General features: G+C 64.6%; 6 protein-coding genes. All 6 read right to left on the bottom strand.

The window, feature by feature from the left end; all coding sequences use genetic code 11:
- Positions 1-216: acyl-CoA dehydrogenase family protein (locus tag OXF11_19380; protein MCY4489260.1), on the bottom strand; the 216-nt coding region annotated here is incomplete at its 3' end.
- A gap of 8 nt (positions 217-224) precedes the next feature.
- Entirely contained in the window at positions 225-1,439 is a 1,215-nt protein-coding gene (locus OXF11_19375) for an acyl-CoA dehydrogenase family protein (protein ID MCY4489259.1), read from the bottom strand.
- Positions 1,440-1,737: 298 nt separating this feature from the next.
- On the bottom strand, positions 1,738-2,808 hold the full coding sequence (locus OXF11_19370) for a hypothetical protein (GenBank protein ID MCY4489258.1): 1,071 nt from the start codon (positions 2,806-2,808) through the stop codon (positions 1,738-1,740).
- 61 nt (positions 2,809-2,869) lie between these two features.
- Complete coding sequence (locus OXF11_19365; GenBank protein ID MCY4489257.1) at positions 2,870-3,109, bottom strand: hypothetical protein; 240 nt, start codon at positions 3,107-3,109, stop codon at positions 2,870-2,872.
- A 63-nt stretch (positions 3,110-3,172) separates the two neighbouring features.
- Positions 3,173-3,460 (bottom strand): hypothetical protein, encoded by a 288-nt coding sequence (locus OXF11_19360; GenBank protein MCY4489256.1) that lies wholly within the window; start codon positions 3,458-3,460, stop codon positions 3,173-3,175.
- A gap of 183 nt (positions 3,461-3,643) precedes the next feature.
- On the bottom strand, positions 3,644-3,832 hold a 189-nt coding region (locus tag OXF11_19355; protein ID MCY4489255.1), incomplete at its 5' end, for an ATP-binding protein.

Here is a 3,832-nt window from a genome sequence, read left to right as displayed (position 1 = left end):
GCCGCAGTCCAGGTAGGACAGCCCCGCGCCGCCGTACTGCTCGGGCATGAGCATGCCGAGCCAGCCCAGCCCGGCGATCTTGGCGTACAGATCCGGCAGGAAGGTCTCCTTCTTGAGGAACTGCTGGGTCAGCATGGTGGTGGGCGCCTCCGCCTGGACGAAGTCCGCGGCCACCTTCTTGAACATTTCCTGGTCTTCATTGAGTCGTAAATCCATGATTACCTCTACACCGTATCCGGCGCCTTCTCCTTGGTCTGGCGGCCGATGCCGGCGCGGCGCGCGAAGATGAGCCGGTCGGTGTCGAGGGTGCCGCCGCCGTGAAGCTGGCCCGGTCCGCTGCGGATGACGTACTCGAAGTCCAGCACCTCGTGCACGTTGTGATCCGGCATCAGCGCGTCCGCCCCCATGATCTTCTGCAGCCGCTCGCCGTTCCTGAGCCGGACCATGCGCTGGTAGTAGCGGAACTGCGCACCGCCGTAGGCGTGCGGCTCCTTGACGAAACGGTGCCAGAAGATGCGCCGGTTCATGCGGTTGACCGTGTTGATCTCCAGGACCATGTCGCCGATGATGTCGCGCACGTGCGGATCATCGATGAGCGGCTTGCCGCCCACCTCGTGGTTCCGGCAATACTCCACCACCCGGTCCACCACCGGATCGGTGCCCACCCGGCCGTCGCCGCCGTGCTCCAGCTCCAGGTGCGTGTTGGCCACCTTCCAACCGTTGTTCTCGCCGCCGATGAGATACTTGGCGGGGACGCGCACGTTGTCGAAGAACACCGCGTTCTTGATGCCCATCATCAGGTGCATGTGCTGGATGGTGATGCCCGGCAGGTTCGCGGGAATGTGCAGCCAGCTCAGGTTCTCGTGCCGCTTGCCGTCCGGGTCGGTACACACCAGCGCCCATAGCGCGTCCGGCGGCAGATGGTGGCCCACCATAACTTTCTGTCCGTTGACGATGTAGTCGTCACCGTCGCGGATGGCCTTGGTCTGGCAGTTTGCCACATCGCTGCCGCTCTGGGGCTCGGTCAACACCTGCCACACCACGATCTCTCCCCGAGCGATGGGCGGCAGGAACTCAAGCTTCTGCTCCTCGGTGCCCCAGTGAATCAGCACCGGCGCCACGATCCGGGCCAGCGTGTAGAAAATGTGCGTGAGGTTGAGGCCGTAGCGCACCAGCTCGGTCTCCAGCACGAACTGGTGGTCCACCGTAAGGCCGGCGCCGCCGTACTCCTCCGGGAACATGGGAAACAGCCAGCCCTTCTTGCCCAGTTTCTCCCCCAGTCCGCGGCGGAACCCGTACTCCTCTTCGTCTTCCCGAGTGGACCACGAAGCCGACCAGCGCAGGTGCTCCGAGCCCTTCATGTTCTCTTCCATCCAGGCCCGGACTTCCTTTCGGAAGTCGCTCATCTCCGGTGAATCTTGTTGCAGGTTGAAATCCATGGACGCTCCTTGCTCGTTAATCAACTAATGCGTCAGTTTCTCAACTGATGTGTCAAGTGCCGCATCCTCTCCATCATTCCGCGAAGAGCCTGCCCTCGCCCCCGGTCGGCGGCGGGAATCCAGGCTGTGTCAAAACTCCCGGGGGAACAACGTACCGGTTTCGTCATTCCCGCGGAAGCGGGAATCCAGGCGGGGTGAGGCTGGGAAGTGCGCCGTCCTGCCCCTCCCCACCCCTGGATTCCCGCTTTCGCGGGAATGACGGAGGCAAAGCGAAAGTACCGCGGCGACCAACATGTTCTCATGCCGTCCGTACCGGCTTGGTCACGGCCAGCGTGTTGCGTCCCGTCCACATGGGCAGCAGCACGCAGTGGCGGTGCTTGCCGCCGGTCACGATCACCATGATGTCGTCGGGCCGGGTGGCCAGGTGCACGATCCCGTCGGGCGTGACGTTGGGAGACTCCCGCAGCAGTTCATCGTCGTTCTTCGTACCCTTGCGCCGGTCCGGGATGCTGGCGAAAGTGATGGTGGAATGCTCCCACAGGTACTCGCGGACGTCCGCGCGCGTGATGCCGTCCCGCGCCAGGATCTCGGCGTCCTCGCTGCACAGAGCCACCAGCGGCGTGCCGCCGCCGAAGCTGCCCACGTCCAGGTGACTGCCGCCGTGATGCATGGCGATCACCTCGGCCAGCGACGACAGCGCCTCCTGCCCGGTGCTCCCGGCGGTGTGCATCGGGATAAAGCCGTTGATGCCGCACACGGTGACGGCGCTCTGCTCGGGCTTGTAGCCCCGGCTCACGTGGTAGGGCTCCCAGGGACTGTTCTCCTCGTTCTCGCCGAAGCAGAAGCTGTACTTTCCCGGCCAGCCGAAGGTGGCGCGGTCGGTGTCGCCGGGATAGCCGCCGCCCACGGTGATGAGGATCAGGCGGATGGCGCGGCCGATGGTGGCGTTGGCGCGGTGGCCTGGGCCGAAGACGCCGGCGTCGCAGTTGATTCCCAGCTCGTTCCGCGCCGGGCCGTTCACCAGCAATGCCGGGCCGGCGTAGCCGGTGGTGGCCTGGACCCCGTAGAGGTTGAAGCGGGGCTCCATGATCCCCTCCACCGCGGCGATGACCACCGGCAGGTACTCCGGCAGGCACCCGGCCATCACGCTGCTGACGGCGATCTTCTCGATCGTGGCCGGAGCCCACTTGGGCGGCACCTGCCCGATGATCTCCTGGGGGTCGCGGTGGGTGCCCGTGAGCATGCGCTCGACGCGCTCCCTGGTGGGCGGGACGATGGGCAGGCCATCGCTTAGCTGGCGCTCACAGAACCAGTCGTTGACCGCCTCCAGCGAGTCCTCCACCTCGATGACTTCGGAGACGAGCTTCACTTGTGAGGTATCGGTAGCCATGCGTGAGGGGTGCGCGTGGTGTGGGATGTCCCCGGGTGCACTATTTGGCAGCCTGGGCTTCAGCTCCCGCGGCGCCCGCCCGCGCAGACTCGGCGGCATCGGAGTCCGTCAGGGTCTCGCGTACCGGCCCGATGGCGATCCTCGCATCCTCGGCGTGCTCACCCGGCCGGGCGCCGCCGCTCGGATGGTGCGGGATCTGCACCAGCGGCAGGTCCGGCATGCCGAAGAACACCGATTCCTTCCGGCCCAGCTCCATGAAGATGGTCTGACACAGGGTCACCGTGGGCGTGCCGCGCTTCTGGATCTCGATGGCGTCGTGGACACTCCACGACGTGCAGGACCCTCAAGCACCGAGGCCGGTGACGACCGCGTCGCACCGGCTCAGCATCTCCTCGATCAACTCCCCTGGCGCCGCATTCATGTGGCTCGGTTTCTTCCGCAACAGCACTTCGGCGGCGCCCGTCTGCTCCTCGATCAGCCGCGCCAACTCCTCGAACATCGGGCTCGAGTTGCCCTGGCCGTTATCGATGATCCCAACAACCTTCCCCGTCAGATCATCCAGACCCGGCACCGGTGGGTGGTTCTCAAGCAGAACGTCGGCCCTCGGATCGAGCATCTGTAGCTTTCCCATGGATCCTCCCGATCACACGCGTGATTGTAACTGCGAGACCTTACCGAAGGGGAGTTCGTGTTGTCAACGGTGTACGGCAGTATGCCCCGCACCGACTATGCCTGGGAAGTGGGACTGAGGTGGTCCCAGGCAAACGGACAGGTTGCTAAGCTTGGCCGGCGGTAGGTACAACCAACCTTTCGGTCAAAGCAGTTGGGAAAGAAAGGTTCTACCCGGCACGACCGTGGGTGGCCCAGGCCTTGCGAAGCAGTCGGCATCGACGAAGTCGGCATCAAGAACCACCTGAAACGCGAACGGGGCCTTGAGTTGATCCTGGTAGTACTTGAGCGATCGGCTCAAGGATTCGTCGCGGTACTTCACTTCTACGAGTAT

The sequence above is a fragment of the Deltaproteobacteria bacterium genome, assembly GCA_026712905.1.
GTDB lineage: Bacteria > Desulfobacterota > Binatia > UBA9968 > JAJDTQ01 > JAJDTQ01.
Note: the sequence above shows the minus strand (reverse complement) of the source record. Positions and strands in the feature narration are given on the sequence as shown.

What these genes read in the sequence shown, in the direction of transcription:
- OXF11_19375 (MCY4489259.1), bottom strand. Translation starts at nt 1,439, where the DNA reads ATGGATTTCAACCTGCAACAAGATTCACCGGAGATGAGCGACTTCCGA.
- OXF11_19360 (MCY4489256.1), bottom strand. Translation starts at nt 3,460, where the DNA reads ATGGGAAAGCTACAGATGCTCGATCCGAGGGCCGACGTTCTGCTTGAG.